Origin of the sequence: Kitasatospora sp. NPDC059599, assembly GCF_042735125.1 — a bacterium.
Taxonomy (GTDB): Bacteria; Actinomycetota; Actinomycetes; order Streptomycetales; family Streptomycetaceae; genus Kitasatospora.
Genome location: NZ_JBHWCL010000098.1, coordinates 14326 through 35369, shown reverse-complemented (window position 1 = coordinate 35369; position 21044 = coordinate 14326). Strand labels below are relative to the sequence as shown.

Annotated in this window: 20 protein-coding genes; 7 read left to right on the top strand and 13 right to left on the bottom strand. The window is 73.4% G+C overall.

Annotation, left to right across the window (positions count from 1 at the left end; genetic code table 11):
• From ACFV04_RS28850 to ACFV04_RS28840, 3 genes are all read right to left on the bottom strand, one after another.
• Window positions 1-446, bottom strand: a 446-nt coding sequence (locus ACFV04_RS28850; RefSeq protein ID WP_380533523.1) for an enoyl-CoA hydratase-related protein, incomplete at its 3' end; no start/stop codon positions are given.
• Between the two features lie 187 nt (window positions 447-633).
• Complete coding sequence (locus ACFV04_RS28845) at window positions 634-1725, bottom strand: enoyl-CoA hydratase/isomerase family protein (RefSeq protein ID WP_380533521.1); 1092 nt, start codon at window positions 1723-1725, stop codon at window positions 634-636.
• 184 nt (window positions 1726-1909) lie between these two features.
• Window positions 1910-2527, bottom strand: coding sequence for a TetR/AcrR family transcriptional regulator (locus tag ACFV04_RS28840; RefSeq protein ID WP_380348877.1), 618 nt, complete (start codon window positions 2525-2527; stop codon window positions 1910-1912).
• 99 nt (window positions 2528-2626) lie between these two features.
• Here ACFV04_RS28840 and ACFV04_RS28835 point away from each other — a divergent pair, with 99 nt between their 5' ends.
• The gene (locus ACFV04_RS28835) at window positions 2627-3400 is read left to right on the top strand and encodes an SDR family oxidoreductase (protein WP_380533519.1); all 774 of its coding nucleotides are present in this window, start codon (window positions 2627-2629) and stop codon (window positions 3398-3400) included.
• Between the two features lie 168 nt (window positions 3401-3568).
• On the opposite strand, the gene fahA is transcribed toward ACFV04_RS28835, so the two are convergent.
• From fahA to ACFV04_RS28810, 5 genes are all read right to left on the bottom strand, one after another.
• On the bottom strand, window positions 3569-4789 hold the full coding sequence (fahA, locus tag ACFV04_RS28830; protein ID WP_380533517.1) for a fumarylacetoacetase: 1221 nt from the start codon (window positions 4787-4789) through the stop codon (window positions 3569-3571).
• On the bottom strand, window positions 4786-5712 hold the full coding sequence (locus ACFV04_RS28825; protein ID WP_380533515.1) for a hypothetical protein: 927 nt from the start codon (window positions 5710-5712) through the stop codon (window positions 4786-4788). The genes fahA and ACFV04_RS28825 overlap by 4 nt, the downstream gene beginning before the upstream one ends.
• Window positions 5709-6911: a homogentisate 1,2-dioxygenase gene (locus tag ACFV04_RS28820; protein WP_380348869.1), complete on the bottom strand. Its 1203-nt coding sequence runs from the start codon at window positions 6909-6911 to the stop codon at window positions 5709-5711. Before ACFV04_RS28820 ends, ACFV04_RS28825 begins: the two co-directional genes overlap by 4 nt.
• 42 nt (window positions 6912-6953) lie before the next feature.
• The gene (gene hppD / locus ACFV04_RS28815; RefSeq protein ID WP_380348867.1) at window positions 6954-8168 is read right to left on the bottom strand and encodes a 4-hydroxyphenylpyruvate dioxygenase; all 1215 of its coding nucleotides are present in this window, start codon (window positions 8166-8168) and stop codon (window positions 6954-6956) included.
• A gap of 241 nt (window positions 8169-8409) precedes the next feature.
• Window positions 8410-9837 (bottom strand): phosphoribosyltransferase family protein, encoded by a 1428-nt coding sequence (locus ACFV04_RS28810; protein WP_380533512.1) that lies wholly within the window; start codon window positions 9835-9837, stop codon window positions 8410-8412.
• Between the two features lie 382 nt (window positions 9838-10219).
• Here ACFV04_RS28810 and ACFV04_RS28805 point away from each other — a divergent pair, with 382 nt between their 5' ends.
• From ACFV04_RS28805 to ACFV04_RS28790, 4 genes are read left to right on the top strand one after another with little or no spacing between them, the layout of a single operon-like run.
• Window positions 10220-10618, top strand: a complete 399-nt coding sequence (locus ACFV04_RS28805) for a hypothetical protein (protein WP_380533510.1) — start codon at window positions 10220-10222, stop codon at window positions 10616-10618.
• Window positions 10615-11025: a hypothetical protein gene (locus ACFV04_RS28800; RefSeq protein WP_380533508.1), complete on the top strand. Its 411-nt coding sequence runs from the start codon at window positions 10615-10617 to the stop codon at window positions 11023-11025. Before ACFV04_RS28805 ends, ACFV04_RS28800 begins: the two co-directional genes overlap by 4 nt.
• Window positions 11026-11079: 54 nt before the next feature.
• Entirely contained in the window at window positions 11080-11745 is a 666-nt protein-coding gene (locus tag ACFV04_RS28795; RefSeq protein WP_380348861.1) for a cupin domain-containing protein, read from the top strand.
• Window positions 11746-11798: 53 nt separating this feature from the next.
• On the top strand, window positions 11799-12029 hold the full coding sequence (locus tag ACFV04_RS28790) for a hypothetical protein (RefSeq protein ID WP_380348859.1): 231 nt from the start codon (window positions 11799-11801) through the stop codon (window positions 12027-12029).
• Window positions 12030-12206: 177 nt separating this feature from the next.
• On the opposite strand, the gene ACFV04_RS28785 is transcribed toward ACFV04_RS28790, so the two are convergent.
• On the bottom strand, window positions 12207-14300 hold the full coding sequence (locus ACFV04_RS28785) for a sensor histidine kinase (protein ID WP_380533505.1): 2094 nt from the start codon (window positions 14298-14300) through the stop codon (window positions 12207-12209).
• A 288-nt stretch (window positions 14301-14588) separates the two neighbouring features.
• Here ACFV04_RS28785 and ACFV04_RS28780 point away from each other — a divergent pair, with 288 nt between their 5' ends.
• Window positions 14589-15281 carry a response regulator gene (locus ACFV04_RS28780; protein ID WP_380533503.1) on the top strand — a complete coding sequence of 231 codons (693 nt, stop codon included), beginning with the start codon at window positions 14589-14591 and terminating at the stop codon, window positions 15279-15281.
• 153 nt (window positions 15282-15434) lie between these two features.
• Here the strand turns inward: ACFV04_RS28780 and ACFV04_RS28775 are convergent, their stop codons facing one another.
• Together ACFV04_RS28775 and ACFV04_RS28770 are read right to left on the bottom strand one after the other, a co-directional pair.
• On the bottom strand, window positions 15435-17150 hold the full coding sequence (locus ACFV04_RS28775) for an acyl-CoA dehydrogenase family protein (protein WP_360251280.1): 1716 nt from the start codon (window positions 17148-17150) through the stop codon (window positions 15435-15437).
• A gap of 42 nt (window positions 17151-17192) precedes the next feature.
• Entirely contained in the window at window positions 17193-17747 is a 555-nt protein-coding gene (locus ACFV04_RS28770) for a PadR family transcriptional regulator (protein ID WP_380348538.1), read from the bottom strand.
• A 226-nt stretch (window positions 17748-17973) separates the two neighbouring features.
• Here ACFV04_RS28770 and ACFV04_RS28765 point away from each other — a divergent pair, with 226 nt between their 5' ends.
• Window positions 17974-18420, top strand: coding sequence for an SPW repeat protein (locus ACFV04_RS28765; protein ID WP_360251286.1), 447 nt, complete (start codon window positions 17974-17976; stop codon window positions 18418-18420).
• Window positions 18421-18540: 120 nt separating this feature from the next.
• Here ACFV04_RS28765 and ACFV04_RS28760 read toward each other — a convergent pair whose 3' ends face one another.
• Window positions 18541-19947, bottom strand: coding sequence for a class II fumarate hydratase (locus ACFV04_RS28760; RefSeq protein WP_380348541.1), 1407 nt, complete (start codon window positions 19945-19947; stop codon window positions 18541-18543).
• A gap of 178 nt (window positions 19948-20125) precedes the next feature.
• Window positions 20126-20887, bottom strand: a complete 762-nt coding sequence (locus ACFV04_RS28755) for a carbon-nitrogen hydrolase family protein (protein WP_380533499.1) — start codon at window positions 20885-20887, stop codon at window positions 20126-20128.
• Window positions 20888-21044: the final 157 nt, after the last annotated feature.

Below are 21044 nucleotides of genomic sequence, written 5' to 3'. Positions count from 1 at the left end.
CGCTGCGAGCCGCCGATGCCGGGGATGACGCCGAGCTTGATCTCCGGCTGCCCGAACTTCGCGGTGTCCGCCGCCAGCAGGACGTCGCACATCATCGCCAGCTCGCAGCCGCCACCCAGTGCGAAGCCGGCCACCGCCGCCACGACCGGCTTGCGCAGCGCGCCGAAGCGGTCCCACGGGCCCAGCCAGTCGTCCAGGTAGACGTCCGGGAAGCGGTTGCCCTGCATCTCCTTGATGTCGGCGCCGGCCGCGAAGGCCTTCTCCGAACCGGTGACCACCAGACAGCCGATCTCGGGGTCCCGGTCGAAGGCGGTGGCGGCCGCGACCACCTCGTTCATCAGCTGGGTGTTCAGCGCGTTCAGCGCCTTGGGCCGGTTGAGCGTGATCAGCCCCACCCGGCCCTTGCGCTCGACCAGGATCGTCTCGTAGGTCTCGGTCTCGGTCATCGCCGTCGACTCCCATGTCCGCTGCTCGGCGCCGTGTGGGCGCGCCCTGACCACCCAACGATCTACGACGTGCCCTGGTCCGCGCCAGTCTTGATATGCGAGACGCCGGTCACCAGCCCCGGTGGGGGCGGGCCGGGACCGGCGTCGTGGCCGCACGGTCGGGCGGTGGAACGCCCGCCCCGGGGTGTCAGGCCAAGCCCAGCTCGTCGCCCTCGCGCGGGGCGAGGAAGCGGGCGACGTCGACCGCCGTCACCCCGGCGAGCGCGGCGGGCTCCCAGCGGGGGTTGCGGTCCTTGTCGATGACCTGGGCGCGGATGCCCTCGACCAGGTCGTGGCCGTCCAGCGCGGCGCAGGAGACGCGGTACTCCTGGTCGAGCACGGCTTCCAGGGAGGGGAGCGTACGGGCCCGGCGCAGCGCGGCCAGGGCGGCCTTCACGGCGGTGGGGGAGTTGGCGAGGATCAGCTCGACGGCTTCCTTCGCCTCCGGGACGCCGGAGTTCAGCAGGTGCTCGACGATCTCCTCGGCGGTGTCGGCCGCGTAGCAGGCGTCGATCCAGGTGCGCTGCTCGGCCAGGGCGGCGGCCGGTGCGGGCTCGGCGTGGGCGGCGACGACGGCGTCGACGTCGGCGGTGGTGGGGCCGGTGGCCGACGCGGCCGGGTCGGCCGGGTCGGCGCCGCGGGCGAGGGCGTCGAGGAGCTCCGGGATCCGCGCCGAGGGCACGAAGTGGTCCGCGAACCCGCACAGCAGTGCGTCGCCCGGGCCCATCGAGGCCGAGGTGAGCCCGAGGTGGATGCCCAACTCGCCCGGGGCGTGGGCGAGCAGGCGGCTGCCGCCGACGTCCGGGACGAGCCCGATCCGGGTCTCGGGCATCGCGACGGTGGAGCGCTCGGTGACGATCCGGACCGCGCCGTGGGCGGACAGGCCGACGCCGCCGCCCATCGTGATGCCGTCCATCACCGCGACGTACGGCTTCGGGTAGCGGGCGATCAGGGCGTTCAGCCGGTACTCGTCGCGGAAGAACGCCCGGGTGCCGGCCCCGCCGGCCTTGGCGTCGTCGTGCATCGCGCGGATGTCGGCCCCCGCGCAGAGTCCGCGCTCGCCCGCGCCGGTGAGGACGACGACGCGCACCCGGTCGTCCGTGGCCCACTCGTCCAGGGTCGCGCGCACGGCGGTGATCATGCCGTGGGTCAGTGAGTTGAGCGCCCGCGGCCGGTTCAGCACGATCCGTCCGACCCCGCCGTCCAGGAATGCCTGGACCTCCGCCACCTCTGCGCTCATCGGGCCCGCTCCCGTCCCCTTCGTGAGGTCCGCGTCCGCCGTCGCGCGACGTCCGCCGTCCCCCGTTGTCCGCTGCCGCCGTCCACCGTACCGGGGGCGGTGCGGAGTTGTGATCACCGGGCCGGAACGGGGGCCGCGCCCGCGAGCGCCGCCGGAGCGCGGGAGGGGAGGCGGGTGCGGCGGGTCACGGCCAGGCGCGCAGGGCGAGTTCGGCGGTGCGGGCCAGGTCGTCGGCGGTGGCGCCGTCCCTGGCCTGCTGCGACATGCCCTGGAGGACGGCGGCGAGGTAGCCCGCCAGGGCCTTCGGGTCGGCCCCGGGCGGCAGTTCGCCCTCCTCCCGGGCCCGGTGGAGGCGTGCCTCGAAGAGCCGCATGTTGCCGTTGCGTAGTTCGCGCAGGTGGGCCTGGACCCCGGCGTCCTGCGCGGAGACGTTGGTGGCGGCCGAGATCACCAGGCAGCCGGCCGGGTGGGACGGGTCGGGATAGACGGCGGCGGCCTCGCGCAGGATGCGGGCGAAGGCGCCGTACGCGGTGCTCTCCTCGGTGAGCGCGACGCTCGCGAACGCGCCGACGGGGGACAGGCCGTACCGGCGGACGACCTCCTCGAACAGCGACCGCTTGTCGCCGAACGCGGCGTACAGGCTGCCCGGGCGGATGCCCATGGCGGTGGTCAGGTCGGTGACGGAGGTGGCCTCGTAGCCGCGCTCCCAGAACAGCAGGGTGGCGGCGGCCAGGGCTTCGGTGCGGTCGAAGGCCGGTGGGCGGCCGCGCCTGGTGCGGGGGGCTTGGGGTGCCTCGGTCATGCACCGAATTTTAGAGCACTCGCTCAAGAAGTGTGTGTTAGCGTTTTTCTTGAGCGATCGCTCAATAATTCAGGGTGTGCGACCGGAGGGAGATCCGCCATGGGCACGAACAGGCTCGACGGCAAGACGGCGCTGGTCACGGGCGGCAGTCGGGGGATCGGCCGGGCCATCGCCCGCCGGCTCGGGAGGGACGGCGCCACCGTCGCCGTCGGTTACGCCCGCGACGGGGCGGCGGCGGACGAGGTGGTGGCCGGCATCCGCGCGGACGGCGGCCGCGCCTTCGCGCTGCGGGCCGAACTCGGCCGGCACGGTGACGCGGCCGCGCTGTGGGAGGCCTTCGACGCCGCGATCGGGGCGCACGCGCCGGACGGCGGGGTGGACGTCATCGTCAACAACGCCGGGATCGGGCGCAGCTCGGCGCTCGACGCGCTGACCGAGGAGGCGTTCGACGAGGTGTTCGCCGTCAACGTCCGCGCGCCCTTCTTCGTGGTGCGGCACGGGCTGGAGCGGCTGCGCGACGGCGGCCGGATCATCAACATCTCCAGCGGCGCCGCCCGGCTGGCGATGCCCGAGATCATCGCCTACGGCGCGACCAAGGGGGCACTGGACACCTTCACCCTCAACCTCGCCAAGCAGCTGGGCCCGCGCGGGATCACCGTGAACTCGGTCGCGCCCGGCATCGTGGACACCGACGTCAACGCCGGCTGGCTGCGCGGCAACCCGGCGGCGCAGGCCCACGCGGCCTCGGTCGCCGCGCTCGGCCGGGTCGGTCAGCCGGAGGACGTCGCGGACGTCGTCGCCTTCCTCGCCTCCGACGACGCGCGCTGGGTGACCGGGCGGGTCATCGACGCCACGGGCGGCGCGGGCCTTTAGGGGGTGGGCCCCGGTGGGCGCGGGGCGGCCCCCGAAACTGACTGACAGCTGACAGATGATGAAATCTGTCAGCTGTCAGCTGTCATGGGAAAGCGCGACGGGGTCGCCCCCGATCCCGGGTCACCCGTCCCTGCGGGGCGTTGCCACGCGTCCGGAGGGCGCCCGTCGTCAGCCGCGGACCCGCCCGGTCACCTCGCCGAACCCGACCACGGTGCCGTCCGCCCCGGGCGCGGTGGCGGTGATGACGACCTCGTCGCCGTCCTCCAGGAAGGTGCGGGTGGTGCCGTCCGGGAGCTTCAGCGGCTCCTCGCCGTTCCAGGTCAGCTCGATCAACGCACCCCGGGTCTCCGGCTCCGGGCCGCTGACCGTCCCGGAGGCGAACAGGTCGCCGGTGCGCAGCGAGGCGCCGTTGACGGTCATGTGGGTCAGCTGCTGCTGCGCCGTCCAGTACATCCCGGCGAACGGCGGGCGGGAGACCAGGTGCCCGTTCAGCCGGACCTCCATCGCCAGGTCCAGGCCCCACGGCTCGCCGCCCCGGTCGTCCAGGTACGCCAGCGGCTCGACGTCGCGTGCCGGCGGCGTGACCCGGGCGTGCTGCAGCGCGTCCAGCGGGACGATCCACGGCGAGATCGAGGTCGCGAAGGACTTGCCGAGGAACGGGCCGAGCGGCACGTACTCCCAGGCCTGGATGTCGCGCGCCGACCAGTCGTTGAGCAGGCAGACGCCGAACACGTGCTCGCGGAAGTCGTCCAGCGTGACCGGCCGGCCCAGTTCCGAGGGCGCGCCGACGACGAAGCCGACCTCGGCCTCGATGTCCAGGCGGCGCGAGGGTCCGAAGGTGGGCGCCGGGTCGGCGGGCGCCTTGCGCTGCCCGTGCGGCCGCACCACCGGGGTGCCGGAGACCACGACGGTGCCCGCCCGTCCGTGGTAACCGATCGGCAGGTGCTTCCAGTTGGGCGTGAGCGGCTCCGAGCCGGGGCGGAAGATCCGGCCGAGGTTGGTGGCGTGGTGCTCGGAGGCGTAGAAGTCGACGTAGTCGGCGACCTGGAACGGCAGGTGCAGTTCGACCTCGTCCACCGGCAGCAGCGCCGGCGACAGCGCCTCGCGGAAGGACTCGTCGGTGAGCCACCCGGTGAGGTCCGCCCGCACCCGGGTCCAGACCGGACGCCCCGCCGCCATCAGCGGGTTGAGCGAGTCCGCCTCCAGCAGTGCCGAGGGCGCGCCGGCCGCGCGGGCGGCCGCCCCGGCGTCCAGCACGAAGTCCCCGACGCGCACGCCGATCCGGCGCCGACCGGGCTGGTCGGCGGCGGTGAAGACGCCGTACGGCAGGTTGTGCACGCCGAACGGCGAGTCCTGGGCGCTGGCGAGCCAGCTGCGGGGGGTGGTCAACGGTCCTCCTGGTGCGGTGGAGTGGGCGACGACAGCAGGCCGAGCGCGGCCAGGTCGCCCAGGGGCTCGGCGATGCTGCAGGTGCCGAAGGCGGTGAACGAGTTGCGGATCACGGTAACCTGACGATCCGTCAGTGCGTGCACCGCCTTGGCCAGGGCCTCGCCGTCGCGCTCCGCCAGCACCGCTACGGCTGCGGCCGGGTCGGTCTCCTGCGCGGCCAGCAGCACGTTCAGGAAGCCGTGGTGCTCGAACCCGGTCTCCGGGTCGGTGTGCCGGACGGCGTTGTGCAGTCCCGCCGTGCACTTGTACGGCAGTCCGCGCTGCGCGCAGCCGGTCAGGAAGGCGGCCAGCTCCGCCTCGTCCGGGAAGGCCTCGGCGACCAGGCCGCCGGTGCGGAACTTCGCCCGGTACGGGCTGTCCACCAGCACGTCCAGGACGGCGTCCAGGTCGTCCCCGCGCAGGAGTTCGCGCGGGAGTTCGACGGCGGCCGGGACGTCCGGCGGCAGCAGCCGGTCCAGTGCGGCGACCGCCTCGGCGGCGTCCCGGGTGGCCAGTTCGACGCCGGCCAGTCCGAACGGCGCGGCGGCGGCGAGCGCCCCGGCGAGCTCGGCGCTGCCCCCCGGCAGCACCAGCCCGACCCTGAGCGGCGCGACGCCCGCCCCCGCCGGACCGCCCGCCCCCGCGGAACCGCCCGCGGCGGCCGTCACCGCCGGGCCGGCGGCCACCGCCGCGGCCAGCTCGCCCAGCCGGCCCGCCCCGCAGAGGAGCGGGCCGACCGCCTCGGCGTACCAGGCCGCGCGGTGGACGCGGTGCGCGGGTACCGCCTCGGCGACCGGCAGGTTCCCCGGCGGGAACACCGCCGCGTCGTCGAAGAGCCCGTGGAACAGCTCGGGGATGACACCCCCCGGAGGCAGGCCGTTCATCGCCCGGGCCCCCGACCGGCCCAGGTCCAGGCGTAGTTGTCGTCCTCGCTCGCCCGGCCGCCCTCGCCGAGCTCCAGCGGGCGGAAGGTGTCCACCATGACGGCGAGCTCGTCGAAGAACTCCGCGCCGATGCTGCGCTCGTACGCGCCCGGCTGCGGCCCGTGGGTGTGCCCGCCGGGGTGCAGCGAGATCGACCCCTGGCCGATGCCCGAGCCCTTGCGCGCCGCGTAGTCGCCGCCGCAGTAGAACATGACCTCGTCGCTGTCCACGTTGGCGTGGTAGTAGGGCACCGGGATCGACAGCGGGTGGTAGTCCACCTTGCGCGGGACGAAGTTGCAGATCACGAAGTTGTTGCCCTCGAACACCTGGTGCGCCGGCGGCGGCTGGTGGATCCGGCCGGTGATCGGCTCGAAGTCCCGGATGTTGAAGGCGTACGGGTACAGGCAGCCGTCCCAGCCGACCACGTCGAAGGGGTGGTGCGGCACGGTGTAGCGGGTGCCCGAGACCCCGTGCGGGCCGCGGTGCTTGACCAGCACGTCGACGTCCCCGGGGGCGTCGACCACCAGCGGGCCGACCGGCCCGCGGAAGTCCCGCTCGCAGTACGGCGCGTGCTCCAGCAGCTGGCCGTACTTGGAGAGGTAGCGCTTGACCGGGGTGATGTGGCTGTTCGCCTCGATGCAGTACGCGCGCAGCGGCTCGTCACCGGCGGGCACCCAGCGGTGGGTGGTGGCGCGCGGGATGATGACGTAGTCGCCCTGGCCGACCTCGATCGAGCCGAACACCGTCTCGACCGTGCCCGAGCCGGACTCCACGTACACGCACTCGTCGCCGAGTCCGTTGCGGTACAGCTCGCTGGGGGCCCCGGCGGCGACGTACGAGATCCGCACGTCGCCGTTGCCGAGGACCAGCCGACGGCTGCTCACGACGTCCGCGGACTTCCACTCCTGGGCCGCGAACAGGTCGTGCAGCTTGAGGTGACGGGGGAGCAGCGGGTGGTTGGGCACCGTGGACTGGTCCGGGAGCTCCCACGGCACCGCGTTGACGACGGCCGAGGGGATGCCCCGGTGGTAGAGCAGCGAGGAGTCCGAGGAGAACCCCTCCTCGCCCATCAACTCCTCGTAGTACAAGCCGCCTTCGGGAGTGCGGTGCTGGGTGTGCCGCTTGGGCGGGATGCTGCCCAGCTGCCGGTAGTACGCCATCTCCGTGGTCCTCCTCGACCGTTCGTCAGAGCTCTCCGACGCTCACAGGTTGCCGCGTCGGTCCTGCTCGCGCTCGATGGACTCGAAGAGCGCCTTGAAGTTGCCCTTGCCGAAGCCCAGCGAACCGTGGCGCTCGATGAACTCGTAGAAGACGGTCGGGCGGTCGCCGATCGGCTTGGTGAAGATCTGCAGCAGGTAGCCGTCCTCGTCGCGGTCGACCAGGATGCCGCGCTTCTTCAGCTCCTCGATCGGCACCCGGACCTTGCCGATCCGCTCGCGCAGCTCCGGGTCGTCGTAGTACGCGTCGGGGGTGTTGAGGAACTCCACGCCGCGCGCACGCAGCACGTCCACGGTGGTGAGGATGTCGTTGGTGGCGAGCGCCATGTGCTGGCAGCCGGGGCCGGTGTAGAACTCCAGGTACTCGTCGATCTGGGACTTCTTCTTGGCGATGGCCGGCTCGTTGAGCGGGAACTTCACCCGGTGGTTGCCGCTGGCGACGACCTTGGACATCAGCGCGGAGTACTCGGTGGCGATGTCGTCGCCGACGAACTCGGCCATGTTCACGAAGCCCATGACGCGGTTGTAGAACGACACCCACTCGTCCATCCGGCCCAGCTCGACGTTGCCGACGGCGTGGTCGAGGGCCTGGAAGAGGCGCTTGGGCGAGCCCTCCGGGTGCTTCACCTTGCTCTCGGCGACGACGTAGCCCGGCAGGTAGGGGCCGTGGTAGCGGGAGCGGTCGATCAGGGTGTGCCGGGTCTCGCCGTAGGTGGCGATGGCCGCGCGGCGCACGGTGCCGTTCTCGTCCGAGACGTCGTTCGGCTCCTCCAGGACGGTGGCGCCGGACGCGCGGGCGTGCTCGATGCACTTGTCGACGTCCGGGACCTCCAGGGCGAGGTCGACGACGCCGTCGCCGTGGCGGCGGTGGTGGTCCAGCAGGGCGCTGCCCGGCTGGACGCCGCCCTTGATCACGAAGCGGCAGGAGCCGGAGCGGAGCACGTACGCCTTGCGGTCGCGGCGGCCGGTCTCCGGACCGGAGTAGGCGACCAGCTCCATGCCGAACACGACCTGGTAGAACTGGGCCGTCTGGGTGGCGTTGCCGACGACGAAGACGACCGCGTCCTGGGCCGTGACCGGGAACGGGTCGGCGGCCGCGTCGTGCTCGACGAGGCCGACGAGGCGGCGCAGCTGGTCGGCGTCAAGACCGGCCTCGCGCTCCTCGGGGGTCAGCTCAAGGGCGTGGGACTGCGTGGTCATCGGTCGTTCCTCCACTTCGGGCCTCGGCTTTGAGGCTTCCGCTGGATCGCGGCCACACCGCGGATGGGTGGGCGGTGCGGTTGCGGAGAGCTTGCTCCTGTCGGGGTGGTTGGGCAACAGGTCGGTTTTTCACTGCTCAATGTGTACAAGCTGAACAGATTTTCCCAGCTCGTACTGCGCAAAATGTGCTGCCGATCCGGGGTGATGCACGAAGTCTGCGCAATCGGTGTTCACGGGTCGTTCAGGGGTTCCGGGCGTCGGACCGGCGCCCGGCGAGGTGTCGCAGGAACCAGTTCCGGGCCAGCTCAGCGACCTCGTCGAGGGCTCCGGGCTCCTCGAACAGGTGGGTCGCGCGCGGCACCACCACCAGTTCACTCTCGCAGCGCAGCCGGCTTCCGGCCCGCCGGTTGAGGTCGAGGACCGTGGTGTCCAGGGAGCCGACCACGAGCAGCGTCGGCGCGCTGACCCGGCCCAGTGCCTCCGCCCCGGCGAGGTCCGGGCGGCCGCCCCTGGAGACCACGGCGCGCACGGCCGGGCCCAGTTCGGCGGCGGTGTGCAGCGCGGCGGCGGCGCCGGTGCTGGCGCCGAACAGGCCGAGCGGCAGGCCCCCGGTCTCGGGCACGAGGGCGTCCCCGGTGCCGTTCCCGGCACCCAGCCCCCGGGCGACGGCGGTCAGCCGGGAGCCCAGCAGCCCGACGTCGAACACGTTCCGCCGGTCCGATTCCTCCGTCTCGGTGAGCAGGTCGAACAGCAGCGTGGCCAGCCCGGCCCGGTTCAGCCGGTCGGCGACGTGGCGGTTGCGCGGACTGCGCCGCCCGCTGCCGCTGCCGTGCGCGAAGACCACGACTCCGCACGCGCCCGCCGGGACGGTCAGCCGGCCCGCGAGGCCGGCCCCGGCTGCGGGCAGTACCAGCTCGCGGTCGACCCCGTCCCCGGACTCGTCCCCGCTCTCCTCGCCGCCGGCCCGGTCCCCGCCCTCATCGATCCCGTCCCCGGCCCCGTCCCGCTCCCGCGCGCGGGCCTCGGCGAGCAGCCGCAGCACCTCCTCGTCCTCGGTCTGCGAGAAGTCGGCGTAGAACTCGCCGATCGCGAAGAACGGGGACGGCGTGTCGACGCAGACCAGCTCGTCGGCGACCTCCTCCAGGCGGTCGGTCCAGTCCACGGGCGCCACCGGTACGGCGAGCACCACCCGGGCCGCGCCCCGCGCCCGGACGATCCGGCAGGCCGCCCGGGCGGTGGACCCGGTGGCGATGCCGTCGTCCACCACGACGACCGTGCGCCCGCGCACGTCCGCGGGCGGGCGGTCGCCCCGGTACCGGCGGGCCCGCCGCTCCAGCTCGGCGCGCTCGCGCCGCTCCACCCCCGCCAGTTGGTCATCGGTGACCGAGGCGAGCCGGATGACCTGCTCGTTCAGCACCCGGACGCCGTCCTCGCCGATCGCCCCCATGCCCAGCTCGGGCTGGTACGGCACGCCGAGCTTGCGGATCACGCAGATGTCCAGCGGCGCCCCCAGCGCGACGGCCACCTCGGCGGCCACCGGCACCCCGCCCCTCGGCAGCGCCACGACGACGGTGCCGGGGCCGCCGAAGCCCCCGAGGCGTGCGGCCAGCCGCCGGCCGGCGTCGGTGCGGTCGGCGAAGTGGGTGAAGTGGGATCCGGTGACGTGCATGACACGGCCTCCGGTTCCACCGTACGTCGTTCCGGGGGCCGGGAGGGCCCGGGCCCGGGGTCGGCGAGGGCCGACCTGGGCCGGGCCGGGGTCCGGTCGGGACCGGGCCGGGACCGGGTCGGGCAACGCGTGGGATCGGGCCGGGCAACGCGTGGGATCGGGTCGGGCAACGCGTGGGATCAGGTCGGGCAACGCGTGGGATCGGGCCGGGAAGCGACCGGGATCGGGCCCGGCGCGGGCCGGGATCACGTCGGGAACGAGCCGGGATCACGTCGGGAACGGGACGGGACGCAACCCCCGTGCGGCCGGGACAGCGGGCGCCGGACCGTGGATCGCAGAGGCGGACCGCAGGGCCCGCCGGCGACCGGAAGGAGCGCCCGACATGCCGGGCACCGTCATCACCGACCTGCGCCGACGCGGCGCCGTCGACCCCGGCCGCATGCTCGCGGGACCGCTGCGCGGCGTCGGCCTGCAACGGCTCGAACCGGGCCGCAGCACCGAGGTGGCCGCCGACGGCGTCGAGCACGCGCTCTACGTCACCGCCGGCTCCGGACTCGCCGAACCTCCCGGGCACGCACTGCGGCGCGACGCCTCGCCGGACGACCGTGACGACGGGCCGCGCGACCGCGGCATCCCCCTCGTCGAGGGCACCGCCGTGGTCCTCCCGCTCGGCACCCGGACCGTCCTCACCGCCGGCACCGCCGGGATGGAGTACTTCCACGCCGTCCTGACCGTCCCCGCCGACGTCCGCACCCCTTCGAGCGGAGATGAACCCGCATGATCGTCACCACCGACACCGGCGCCGCCATGGTCGTCCTCGGCCCGAACGGCGAACGCGTCCGGATCCGCTCCCTGGCCCGGCGCCCGATGCTCGCCAGCGCCTGCGAGGCCTTCGACCACCTGCGGCTGAGCCCCGGTGCCCACCACGAGCTGACCGGGCAGCCCGATGCCGAGACCGTCCTGCACGTGTTGCGCGGCGCCGCCGTGGTCGGCCGGCTCACCGACGAGCCGGACCACCTCGCCTCCGAAGGCGATCTGCTGCTGGCCCGTCGGGGCCGCACGCTGCAGCTCGAAGCCGGGCCGCTCGGCGCCGAACTGCTCTGCCTGACCCTCGCCGTCCCCCGGCACACCGCCGGCACCCGCGCCGCCCTGGCCCGGCGCCGCGCGGCCCGCCGGGACCGGCCCTGACCCACCCGTCCGTCTCCGACCGGCCCTGCCAGTCCCCGTTCGAGGAGACCTCTCGTGATCGTCGTACCAGCGGCCGTCCCCCGCACCGCGCCCGTCCTCCGGCGGCTGATCGACCCGGACCAGCGGCCCGCCGTCCGCGCCGGGCTGACCGTCGAGACCTTGCCGCCCGGCGTGCGGGTCGACCAACTCCCCTACGAGTCGGCCGAGTCGGTGACCGTGGTGCTGTCCGGCCGACTGTTCGCGGCCGGCCGGATCCTCTCCCCGGGCGACGCGATGCACCACCGGCCCGGCAGCAGCTGCCGGCTCACCGCCGTCCGGGGAGCGCCGACCACCGTGCTCACCGTCCGTCCCACCCCCTCCCGGGGGGCCATCCCGGCCCAGCGCTCGGGCCCGGAGTCCGCCAAGACCTGGCGGCAGGTCGACGTGGGCGTCGTGGACCTCGACCCCGGCGGCCTCTGCGGGCCGTACGAGGACCGCGCGGCCGACGCCTTCCTGCTGGTCCTGTCCGGGGCCGGGGCCTTCCTCGGCGAACTCGGCGAGGTGCCCGTGCGGGCCGGCGACCTGGTCTACGTCAGGGCGAAGGAGCGGTACGGCCTCCGGGCCGGATCGCGCGAACCGGTGACCTTCGTGCTGGGCCGGATCGGCGCCCCCGGCGCCGAGTCGGGACCGGAATGGGACACCAAGCCCATGCGCTCGGGGCGCGTCCGTCCGCAGAGTTGAGACCGGGCGATCGACCTCGATCGGTCTCTTGGAAGATCAAGGAGTGCCACCTCATGTCAACGAACCCGCTCACCACGGCGATCTGTGCGGCCGGCGTCCTGGCGGGCGTGATCGCGGCGGCCACGGCTGTGCGCCATGCCTGCTCGTCCTCGGCCCCGGCGTCCGGCGGCAGCAACGCGCTGTCCCCCGGACCGCGCCCGACCCCGACCCCGACACCGGACGGCGGAGGCGGCATCGGCTGCCAGCCCGGCACCTGTGCGACGCCGCCGATCCCCGGTGGCTGACCGTCCCTGACGGCTGATCCCAGTCGACGAATGACAACGAACAGCTGACAGATTTCGAAATCTGTCAGCTGTTCGTCGTGTGTTGTTCGTCGTTCGCTGTCCTGTATCTGCCGTGAACCGGACCGGACCGCCGGCTTCCGACTGCCCACTGCCGTTCGCCGCTCGCCGTCCGGTCCGTCACCGGTCCGTCGTCGCCGAGCGCGGCAGCACCGCCAGCACCTGGGTGCCCCGGTCCGACGGCAGCGTCCGGATCGAGCAGTGGCCGCCGATCTCCGCCGCCCGGTCCGCCATCGACCGCAGCCCCACCCCGCCGCCGTCCACCGGGGAGTCCCCGTCCGGCCGGTACCCCACCCCGTCGTCCCGCACCGTGAGCGTCAGTGCCTCGTCGTCCACCCGCAGCGTCACCAGCACCGTCCGTGCCCGGGCGTGCCGCAGCACGTTGTTGAGCGCCTCCGCCGTGATGCGGTACGCCGCGACCTCCACCGCCGCCGGAAGCGCCGGCAGCGGCTCCGGCGACAGCTCCGCCGACACGGTCAGTCCCGTGCCGCTGAAGGTGTCCGCCAACTGCCGGACCGCCCGGGCCAGTCCGAACTCGCCGAGCGGCGCGGGCCCGAGCCGGTCGGTGATCCGGCGGACGTCCTTGATCGTCATCCCCAGGCCGTCCGAGACCCCGCGCAGCGTGTCCGAGAGCTCGTCGTCCGCCGACGTGGCGGCGTTGTCCACCCGCAGCCGCAGTCCGGCCAGTGCCGGTCCGAGCCCGTCGTGGATGTCGCGCCGCAGCCACCGCCGCTCCTCCTCCCGCGCGGCGACGATCTGCTCCCGGCTGGCCTGCAGGTCCTCCTGGAGCCGCAGTGAGGCCACGGCCGGGGAGGCCTGGTCGGCGAGCGAGCGCAGGATGTCGATGTCGCTGGCCTCCAGCCGCTCCTCGCCCGCGCGCAGGCCGACGGTCAGCTCGCCGATCGGCAGACCGTTGTGGACCAGTGCGAAGTCCTGGCTGCGCCCGTCCAGCCGTCCGGCGGTGGCCAGGGTGCGCCGCCCGGCCCGGGTGGTGACGGCGAGGGCGACCCCGGGCAGCCGAAGCTCCTCGGCGACCGTCGCGCACAGTGCCCCGGGCAGCCGCGCGGGGTCGACCACCTGCCGCACCCGCCCGGCGAGCGTGCGCAGCACCTGGTAGGGCTGCGCACGCTCGCCGTAGTACAGCCGGTCGACCAGGGTGACGACCCGCCGCGCGGCCCGCGGCAGGGCCGCGCCGAGCGCGTACATCAGGGCGATCAGCAGCAGGGCCGCCCCGCCGCGCCCGGGCAGCAGCCAGGTGGAGAGCACGGCGGCGGCGACCACGAACAGCGTGGTGACGCCGGTGCCCAGCATCAGCCCGATCAGCACGCTGCGGGCGGCCCGGTCGAGCCGCCAGCCGTGGTCGCGGACGACCAGGAAGGCCACCGCGACCGCCCAGACCAGCCCGGCGGCGGCGAACAGCGAGTAACTGAGCCAGTAGTGCGCGGTCCAGGTCCGCGAGTACATGTCCTGCATCCCGGCCCAGAGCAGGTACGCGCCGAGCATCGCCGCGACCCGCAGCCGGTGCCGGCGCAGTTCCTCCGGGTCGCCCTGGTGGCGGCGCGGGCGCAGCAGGCGGGTCAGGAGGACGACGGTGACGATCCCGACCAGGCATTCGCTGACCAGCAGGTCGTGGCCGCCGAGCGCGTCGGTGGCGACGCCGAAGTAGTGCGCCGGGGCGTTGCCGGCGAACGGGTTGGGCCGCCCGAAGGCCTTCGGCAGGGCGAGCCGCTGGGACATCTCCGGGACCACGAACACGGCCACGGCCGCGATGTACCACCACCAGCGCCGCGTCGTCAGCCGGCCGTCCGGCAGCCAGAGCGGGAGCACGTAGAAGATCGTCACGTTGACCGATCTGCAGAGCGCGTCGAGGACGGCGACGGCGCCGACGATGCCCGGGTCGGTGACTTCGACCCAGACCGGCGCGGCCGCCGTGAACTGCACGATGTCGGTCAGCGCGTAGACCAGCATGACCCAGCCGAGCGGGCTGCCCGGGCGGTGGGCGTGCAGCAGCATGCCCGCCCCGGCGGTCGGCAGGGCGTAGACCAGGATGGCGAGTTCGTCACGCGGTTGGTGGACGTTCGGATCGCCGAGGTGCACCAGCACGTAGCAGATCCACAGCGTCGCGGCGACGAGGCAGACCGCCGTGACGACTGCCGCGGCGGTGAGCTGTCGTTGGGCCGGCGTGCGACGCCGGGCGGGGGTCGGCGTGCTCATGGCGCCACCTCGCAGTCGGGCCGGGCCGGCGGGACGGAGTGGGTACGGACCCCCGGCGGTGCGGACGCCCGGTCGGTGGGCCGGCCGGCGGCGTGGACCAAACCGGATTCCAGTTTCGCGGGCCCGGGGTCCCGGGCGCCTGAGGCAGTGGTCTCGGATGCTGTCCCCGATTCCCGGTTCCCGGTTCCCGGTTCTGGTGCCGGATCGGTTCCCGCACCGCCCGCCACGCGGACGACTTCCGAGCATGTCACGGAAAGTAGCCGGTTCGCCGCTGGTAGTGTCGGCCGTGTGGATGAAGAACAGTCGGTGGCGCCCTCGGGACCGGTCGCAGCGGCGCCCGTCCGTGTACTGATCGTCGACGATCACCCCCTCTTCCGGGAGGGTCTCAAGGCGGCGCTGGAGAGTGCCGCCGGCGTCCTCGTGGTGGCCGAGGCCGAGCGGGTCGCCGATGTGCCGGAGGCGGTCGACCGGCACCGCCCCGACGTGGTGATCATGGATCTCTCGCTGCCCGACGGCTCCGGGCTGGAGGCCGTGCGCCGGCTCGCCACCCAGGAGGCGCCGCCGCCGGTGCTGATGCTGACCATGTCGGACGACGACGGCAACCTGCTCGCCGCGCTCCAGGCGGGCGCGCGTGGCTACCTGGTCAAGGGCGCGGGCCGGGAGGAGGTGCTGCACGCGGTCCGGACGGTCGCCGCGGGCGGCGCGGTGTTCGGCGGCGAGGTGGCCGGGCGGATCACCGCCCTGCTGGCCGGGGCCCGGATGCGCGAGGCGGGGCAGCTGTTCCCGGACCTCACCGCCCGCGAGGCGGAGGTGCTGGACCTGGTCGCGCGCGGGCTGGACAACCGGCGGATCGCCCGGGAGCTGGTGGTCGCGGAGAAGACCGTCCGCAACCACATCACGCACATCTTCGAGAAGCTGCACGTCGCCACCCGCGCCGAGGCGGTGGCCCGGGCCCGGGACATGGGTCTCGGGGACGGCTGAGGCGCCGCACCGACGTACCGCCGCGCCGAGGCAACGGCTCGGGGCCCGAGGGCTCGAGGCCCCCGGGGTGCGTAGCCGTAGCGACGGACGTGAAACCGGGGGTGCCGGTCCCCCCCCCGCCACCCCCGGGGCCCTTCAGGTCCTGCGATCCCGTTACGGCTGCATCTCGTACGCGCCGGAGAGCGCCTCGACCTGCTCCCACACCCGCGCGGCCCGTGCCGCGTCCGACACCGGGCGGCGCACGTTGGCCAGCGCCCAGGCGGCCTGCTCCTCGGTGGTGGAGGCCTTGCCGTGCAGCTCGGTGGCGTGCGCGGAGAAGTCGCGGACCAGGGCGTCGAAGAGCTGGTCCAGCACGTCGCCGCCCGCGTCGGACGCCGTGAGGCCGGTCAACTCGGCCTGCTCCAGCACCAGCTGGCCGTAGACGATCAGCGCGAACAGCTGGCCGATCTCCAGCAGGAAGTCCAGGTCGGCCTGCTGCTCCTTGCTCGGCGCGTGGCTGAGGAGCAGCTCGCAGAAGCTGTCGGCCTGTTCGCGGAACCGGGCGACGTTGGGCAGCTGCGCGTGGCGGTCGTAGGCGGCGCGCCAGTCGTGGAAGCGGATCGCGCCGAGGCCGCGGGCCGGGCCCTGACGGAACAGGAAGGCGTCGTCGGCGGCGTCCAGGCGGGTCGGCACCGGGGCGTAGTCGGCCGGGGCGAACAGGTAGTTGCCCATGAACTTGAGGATCAGCGCCAGGTTGACGTGGACGGTTCCCTCCAGCTTCGGCAGGCCGCGGATGTCCTTCGCCGCCTTGTCGAAGTAGGTGTCCGCCTCGAAGCCCTTGGCCGCGATGACGTCCCACATGAGGTCGATGACCTTCTCGCCCTCGGTGGTGACCTTCATCTTGGTCATCGGGTTGAACAGCAGGTACCGGCGGTCCTCGGCGGAGGCGGTGCGGAAGTAGTCCACGGCCCGCGCGCTGAACAGCTTCATCGCGACCAGGCGGACGTACGCGTCGGTCAACTCCCGCTTGACGTGCGGGAAGTCGGTGACGTTCCTGCCGTACAGCACCCGGTTGCGGGCGTGCGTGACGGCCTCGTACATCGCGTGCTCGCAGATGCCGACGGAGGCGGTGCAGAGGTTGAACTTGCCGACGTTGACGGTGTTCAGGGCGGCGTCGAAGGCGGCCTGGCCGGTGTGCAGCACGTCCTCGGCGCGCACCGGGTAGTCCTCCAGGCGGAACTCGCTGACGTACATCTGGGCGTTCACCACGTTCTTGACCAGGTGGTACGCCTCGTGGCGGCTGTCGGCGGCGAAGAAGACGTAGCCCTCGGGGCCCTCGACGTCCGAGCGGCGGCCGAACACCGAGACCAGGCCGGCCACGTTGCCGTTGCCGATGTAGTACTTGGGGCCGGTCGCGGTGAAGCCGCCCTCGCCGTCCGGGGTGAGGATCATGTCGGTGGAGTAGATGTCGGCGCCGTGGGAGCGCTCGGAGAGGCCGAACGCCATGACGTGGCCCTCCGCCAGGAGCTTGGCGGCGCGGGCCCGGACGGCCTCGTTCTCGCTCTGCCAGACCGGGCCGAGGCCCAGGATGGTGACCTGCCAGGTGTACCAGTAGCCGAGGCCGTAGAAGCCGAGGATCTCGTTCAGCTCGGCGATCCGGGCGGTGTCCCAGCGCTTGTCGGGGTCGGCCGCGGACGGGGTCAGGAACTCCGCGAACAGGCCTTCCTTCGCGGCGAATTCGAGGAAGTCGGCGTACCAGGTGCGGTCGATGTAGGTGTCGATCAGCGCCTTCTTGCCGCGGGACTCGAACCAGTCCACGGTCGCGCGCAGCAGCCGGCGGGTCGGCTCGTCGAACTGTGCGGGGTCGTAGGTGCGCGGGTTGAAGAGCATCACGGGGCTCCTGGGTGTCGAGAGGGGCGAGGGTGTGGGCCGTCAGGACGGCCGGTCGCCGGCGAGGCGGCGCAGGGTGGCGAGCACGTCGTCGAGCCAGGCGAGGGTCATCCGCTCGAACTCGATGCCGCCGCGCAGCACCACGTGCTGCAGTTCCTGGCGGGTGTCGAGCGCGTCGAGGTCGGGGAAGTCCCGCTGCTCGCCGTGCAGGTAGCGGGCGAGCAGGGCGGCGTGGCCCTCGCGGTGGCGTTCGACCTCGGGGATCAGCGCGGCCGGGTCGTCGAAGGCGGCGGCCCGGATCTTGACCGCGAGCTCGTGCCGGACGGTCTCCGGCTCGACCGGCTGCCGCAGCCAGTCGGACAGTGCGGCCCGTCCGGCGTCGGCCGCCGAGTAGACCTTCTTGTCCGGGCGCCCGTCCTGGGTGACCTCCTGCGCGGCCACCCAGCCGTCCGCTTCCATGCGCCGCAGCACCCGGTAGATCTGCTGGTGGGTGGCGGTCCAGAAGCGTCCGATGGAGCGGTCGAAGCGCCGGGCCAGCTCGTAGCCGGAGCCGGGCTGCTCCAGCAGCGAGACGAGGATCGCGTGCTCCAGTGCCATGACCCGCATCCTGCTATGCAACGAATTGCATAGGCAATGGCACCCCGCGACGTTGAGACGCAGGTCACCGGCGTGATCGGATGGTTATCGATCATTATCGGCAATTAGGTGCAAACCGTTAGAGAAGGGACAGAATGGGTACGGGGCACGCACCGTTACGGGCGAAGGCCCTCCACGTTCCGGACCACAGGAGGTGGTATCGGTGGCAACCCATATCCCGACGGGCATGGAGCACCATCCGGACATCGTCGAACTGCGCGAACACTACGAGCGGGTCACCTCGACCCCCCGCGCCCAGGGCATCGAAGCCCTGGCCATCCTGGCCGGTCTCTTCCTGGCAGCATCGCCATGGATCGTCGGCTTCACCGCGTTCAGCACCCTGACCGTGACCTGCCTGATCGTGGGTCTGGCCTACACGGCGCTGATGGCCGGCTACGGCTCGGCCTACGAACGCACCCACGCGAGGGCCTGGGCGGCCACCGCGCTCGGTGCCTGGACGATCATCTCCCCGTGGGCGGTCTCCGGTTCCGCCGCGCACGGCAAGAACATCGTCACCTGCATCATCGTCGGTGCCGTGATGTTCCTGCTCGGCCTCGCGGCGATCTCGATGGCCACCATGACGTCGAACGGAGCGGCAATGCGGCGCGGCCGAGCCGGCCGAGCCAGGGGCTGACCTTCCCCGCAGCCCCGCCCGGGGCACGGAGGGCGCGACCGCCCACCGCGCCCCGGGCGCACGTCCGGAGGCCGGGGCGCCCCGGAGCCGTCGCACGTGCCCGGGGGTGTTCCCGGGCCGCTACGGACGGGTCATCCGCAGCACGTCCAGCGCCTCGTCCAACTGCTCCTCGGTGAGCTTGCCCTGCTCGACGTAGCCGCGCTCCAGCACCACCTGACGGATCGTCTTGCGCTCGGCCAGCGACTGCTTGGCGACCTTCGCCGCCTCCTCGTACCCGATGTACCGGTTCAGCGGCGTCACCACCGACGGCGAGGACTCCGCGTACTCCCGGGCCCGCTCGACGTTGGCGGTGATGCCGTCCACCGTCCGGTCCGCGAGCAGCCGCGCACTGTTGGCGAGCAGCCGTACCGACTCCAGCACGTTGCGGGCGATCACCGGAAGCATCACGTTCAGCTCGAAGTTGCCGCTCGCGCCGGCCAGCGTCACGGTCGCGTCGTTGCCGACCACCTGCGCGGCGACCATCAGCACCACCTCGGGCAGCACCGGGTTCACCTTGCCCGGCATGATCGACGAACCGGGCTGCAGGTCCGGCAGGTTGATCTCGCCGAGCCCGGTGCGGGGGCCGGACCCCATCCACCGCAGGTCGTTCGCGATCTTCGTGAATCCGACCGCCACCGTGCGCAGTTGACCGCTCAGCTCGACCAGGGCGTCCCGTGCGCCCTGCGCCTCGAAGTGGTCCCGGGCCTCGGTCAGCGGCAGATCGGTGACGCGGGCGACCTCCGCGATGACCGCCGCCGGGAAACCGGGCGGGGTGTTGATCCCGGTGCCCACGGCCGTTCCGCCGAGCGGGAGTTCGGCCACCCGGGGCAGGGTCGCCAGCAGGCGCTCCCGCCCGTGCCGCACCTGCGCCGCGTAGCCGCCGAACTCCTGGCCCAACGTGACCGGGGTCGCGTCCATCAGGTGCGTACGGCCCGACTTGACCACCCGGGCGAACTCGGCGGCCTTGCGCTCCAGCGCCTCCGCCAGGTGCTCCAGGGCCGGGATCAGGTCGTGCGTCACGGCGGCGGTGGCGGCGATGTGGATCGACGACGGGAAGACGTCGTTGGACGACTGGCTCGCGTTGACGTGGTCGTTCGGGTGGACCGGGCGGCCCAGCCGCTCTCCGGCCAGGGTCGCGATCACCTCGTTGGTGTTCATGTTGGACGAGGTGCCCGAGCCGGTCTGGAACACATCCACCGGGAACTCGGCGTCCCAGCGCCCGTCCGCGACCTCCTCGGCCGCCGACACGATCGCCTCCGCCGTCGCCTCGTCCAGGACGCCGAGGCGGGCGTTCACCCGCGCCGCGGCGGCCTTGATCCGGGCCAGCGCCGCGATGTGCGCGCGCTCCAGCCGCTGCCCGGACACCGGGAAGTTCTCCACCGCCCGCTGCGTCTGCGCCTGCCACTTCGCGGCGGCCGGCACCCGGACCTCACCCATCGAGTCGTGCTCGACCCGGTACTCCTGCGGCTTCGCCTGCTCGTCACCCATCGCGCGCTGCACCTCCTGTACGGGCCGGTCCGGCCCGGAACGGACATCCGATCACGACAGCCGCGAGCGGGGCCCGGGTATTTCCGGCGGGGGTGTGGGGTTCCGACGGTTCCCACGACCGGTTCCCACGGCCGGTCCCCGGGTCGGCCGGGCCGACCGGGTCTGCCGGGTGTCGGCCCTACGGTCGGGGCCGCTCGGCGCGGTCCGGGGCGACGCGGTCCAACTCGGCGCGGACCAGCTCGCCGGGCGCGGTGCCGGCCTGGGCGACCAGCGCGCCGCCGGGGGCCCAGAAGCCGGAGCCGCCCGAGCTGTCCGGGAACTCGCCGGTGGCCCCGGCGGAGGTGGCGAGCACGCACCACACCCCGTGGGCGGTCGCGCGCTCCCGGCCGTGCCCGTCCCGGCGCGCGGCCTGTGCGGGACCGGGCCCGTACAGGGTGGAGGCGACGTACGCGTCGATGCCGAGCGCGGCGGTCTCCTCGGCGTGGGCCGGATCGGCGGCGTCCGCGCAGACGGCGAGGCCGAGCCGCAGGCCGTCCAGTTCCAGGACGACCGGCTTGTCACCGGGGGTGAAGCGTTCGACCTCGGCTCCGTGCAGGCGCGACTTCCGGTAGACGACGGTGACGCCCTCGCCGGTGACCGCCAGGGTGGCGATGGACTCGCGTCCGTCGACGTCCCGGACCGGCGCGCCGACCAGGGCTACGGCCCCGGCCTCGGCGCAGGCCGCGACCAGCGGCGCGAGGCGGGAGTCCGCAGGGTCGACGGCAGGCGCGGTCAGGTCGTAGCCGGTCAGCGACAGCTCGGGGAAGACCACCAGCCGGGTCCCGGCCTGCCGGACGGCCCGGGCGTGCAGCGCGACGTTGTCGGACACGGTCTCCGGCTCTCCGGGGGCGACGCAGACGGGCTGGGCGACGGCGACGGTCAGGGGCGCGGACGAGGGCATGGCGGAGCTCCTGGCGATCGGGTTCGAGCGGGTGCGTGCCGGACGGGGCCGGACGGGTTCCGGGTCGGTTCCTGCGGGGTTCCGGGTCGGTTCCGGGGGGTCTCGGGTGGTCAAGATCAACCTATGCGCCCGCCGAGAAGCCTTGCAACGGCCGGCC

Bases quoted from the DNA above. Each gene is read 5' to 3' on its own strand.
- ACFV04_RS28845 (WP_380533521.1), bottom strand. From the start codon at position 1,725: ATGAGCGCAGAGGTGGCGGAGGTCCAGGCATTCCTGGACGGCGGGGTC.
- ACFV04_RS28840 (WP_380348877.1), bottom strand. From the start codon at position 2,527: ATGACCGAGGCACCCCAAGCCCCCCGCACCAGGCGCGGCCGCCCACCG.
- ACFV04_RS28835 (WP_380533519.1), top strand. From the start codon at position 2,627: ATGGGCACGAACAGGCTCGACGGCAAGACGGCGCTGGTCACGGGCGGC.
- ACFV04_RS28825 (WP_380533515.1), bottom strand. From the start codon at position 5,712: ATGAACGGCCTGCCTCCGGGGGGTGTCATCCCCGAGCTGTTCCACGGG.
- ACFV04_RS28820 (WP_380348869.1), bottom strand. From the start codon at position 6,911: ATGGCGTACTACCGGCAGCTGGGCAGCATCCCGCCCAAGCGGCACACC.
- hppD (WP_380348867.1), bottom strand. From the start codon at position 8,168: ATGACCACGCAGTCCCACGCCCTTGAGCTGACCCCCGAGGAGCGCGAG.
- ACFV04_RS28810 (WP_380533512.1), bottom strand. From the start codon at position 9,837: ATGCACGTCACCGGATCCCACTTCACCCACTTCGCCGACCGCACCGAC.
- ACFV04_RS28805 (WP_380533510.1), top strand. From the start codon at position 10,220: ATGCCGGGCACCGTCATCACCGACCTGCGCCGACGCGGCGCCGTCGAC.
- ACFV04_RS28800 (WP_380533508.1), top strand. From the start codon at position 10,615: ATGATCGTCACCACCGACACCGGCGCCGCCATGGTCGTCCTCGGCCCG.
- ACFV04_RS28790 (WP_380348859.1), top strand. From the start codon at position 11,799: ATGTCAACGAACCCGCTCACCACGGCGATCTGTGCGGCCGGCGTCCTG.
- ACFV04_RS28785 (WP_380533505.1), bottom strand. From the start codon at position 14,300: ATGAGCACGCCGACCCCCGCCCGGCGTCGCACGCCGGCCCAACGACAG.
- ACFV04_RS28775 (WP_360251280.1), bottom strand. From the start codon at position 17,150: ATGCTCTTCAACCCGCGCACCTACGACCCCGCACAGTTCGACGAGCCG.
- ACFV04_RS28770 (WP_380348538.1), bottom strand. From the start codon at position 17,747: ATGGCACTGGAGCACGCGATCCTCGTCTCGCTGCTGGAGCAGCCCGGC.
- ACFV04_RS28765 (WP_360251286.1), top strand. From the start codon at position 17,974: ATGGAGCACCATCCGGACATCGTCGAACTGCGCGAACACTACGAGCGG.
- ACFV04_RS28760 (WP_380348541.1), bottom strand. From the start codon at position 19,947: ATGGGTGACGAGCAGGCGAAGCCGCAGGAGTACCGGGTCGAGCACGAC.
- ACFV04_RS28755 (WP_380533499.1), bottom strand. From the start codon at position 20,887: ATGCCCTCGTCCGCGCCCCTGACCGTCGCCGTCGCCCAGCCCGTCTGC.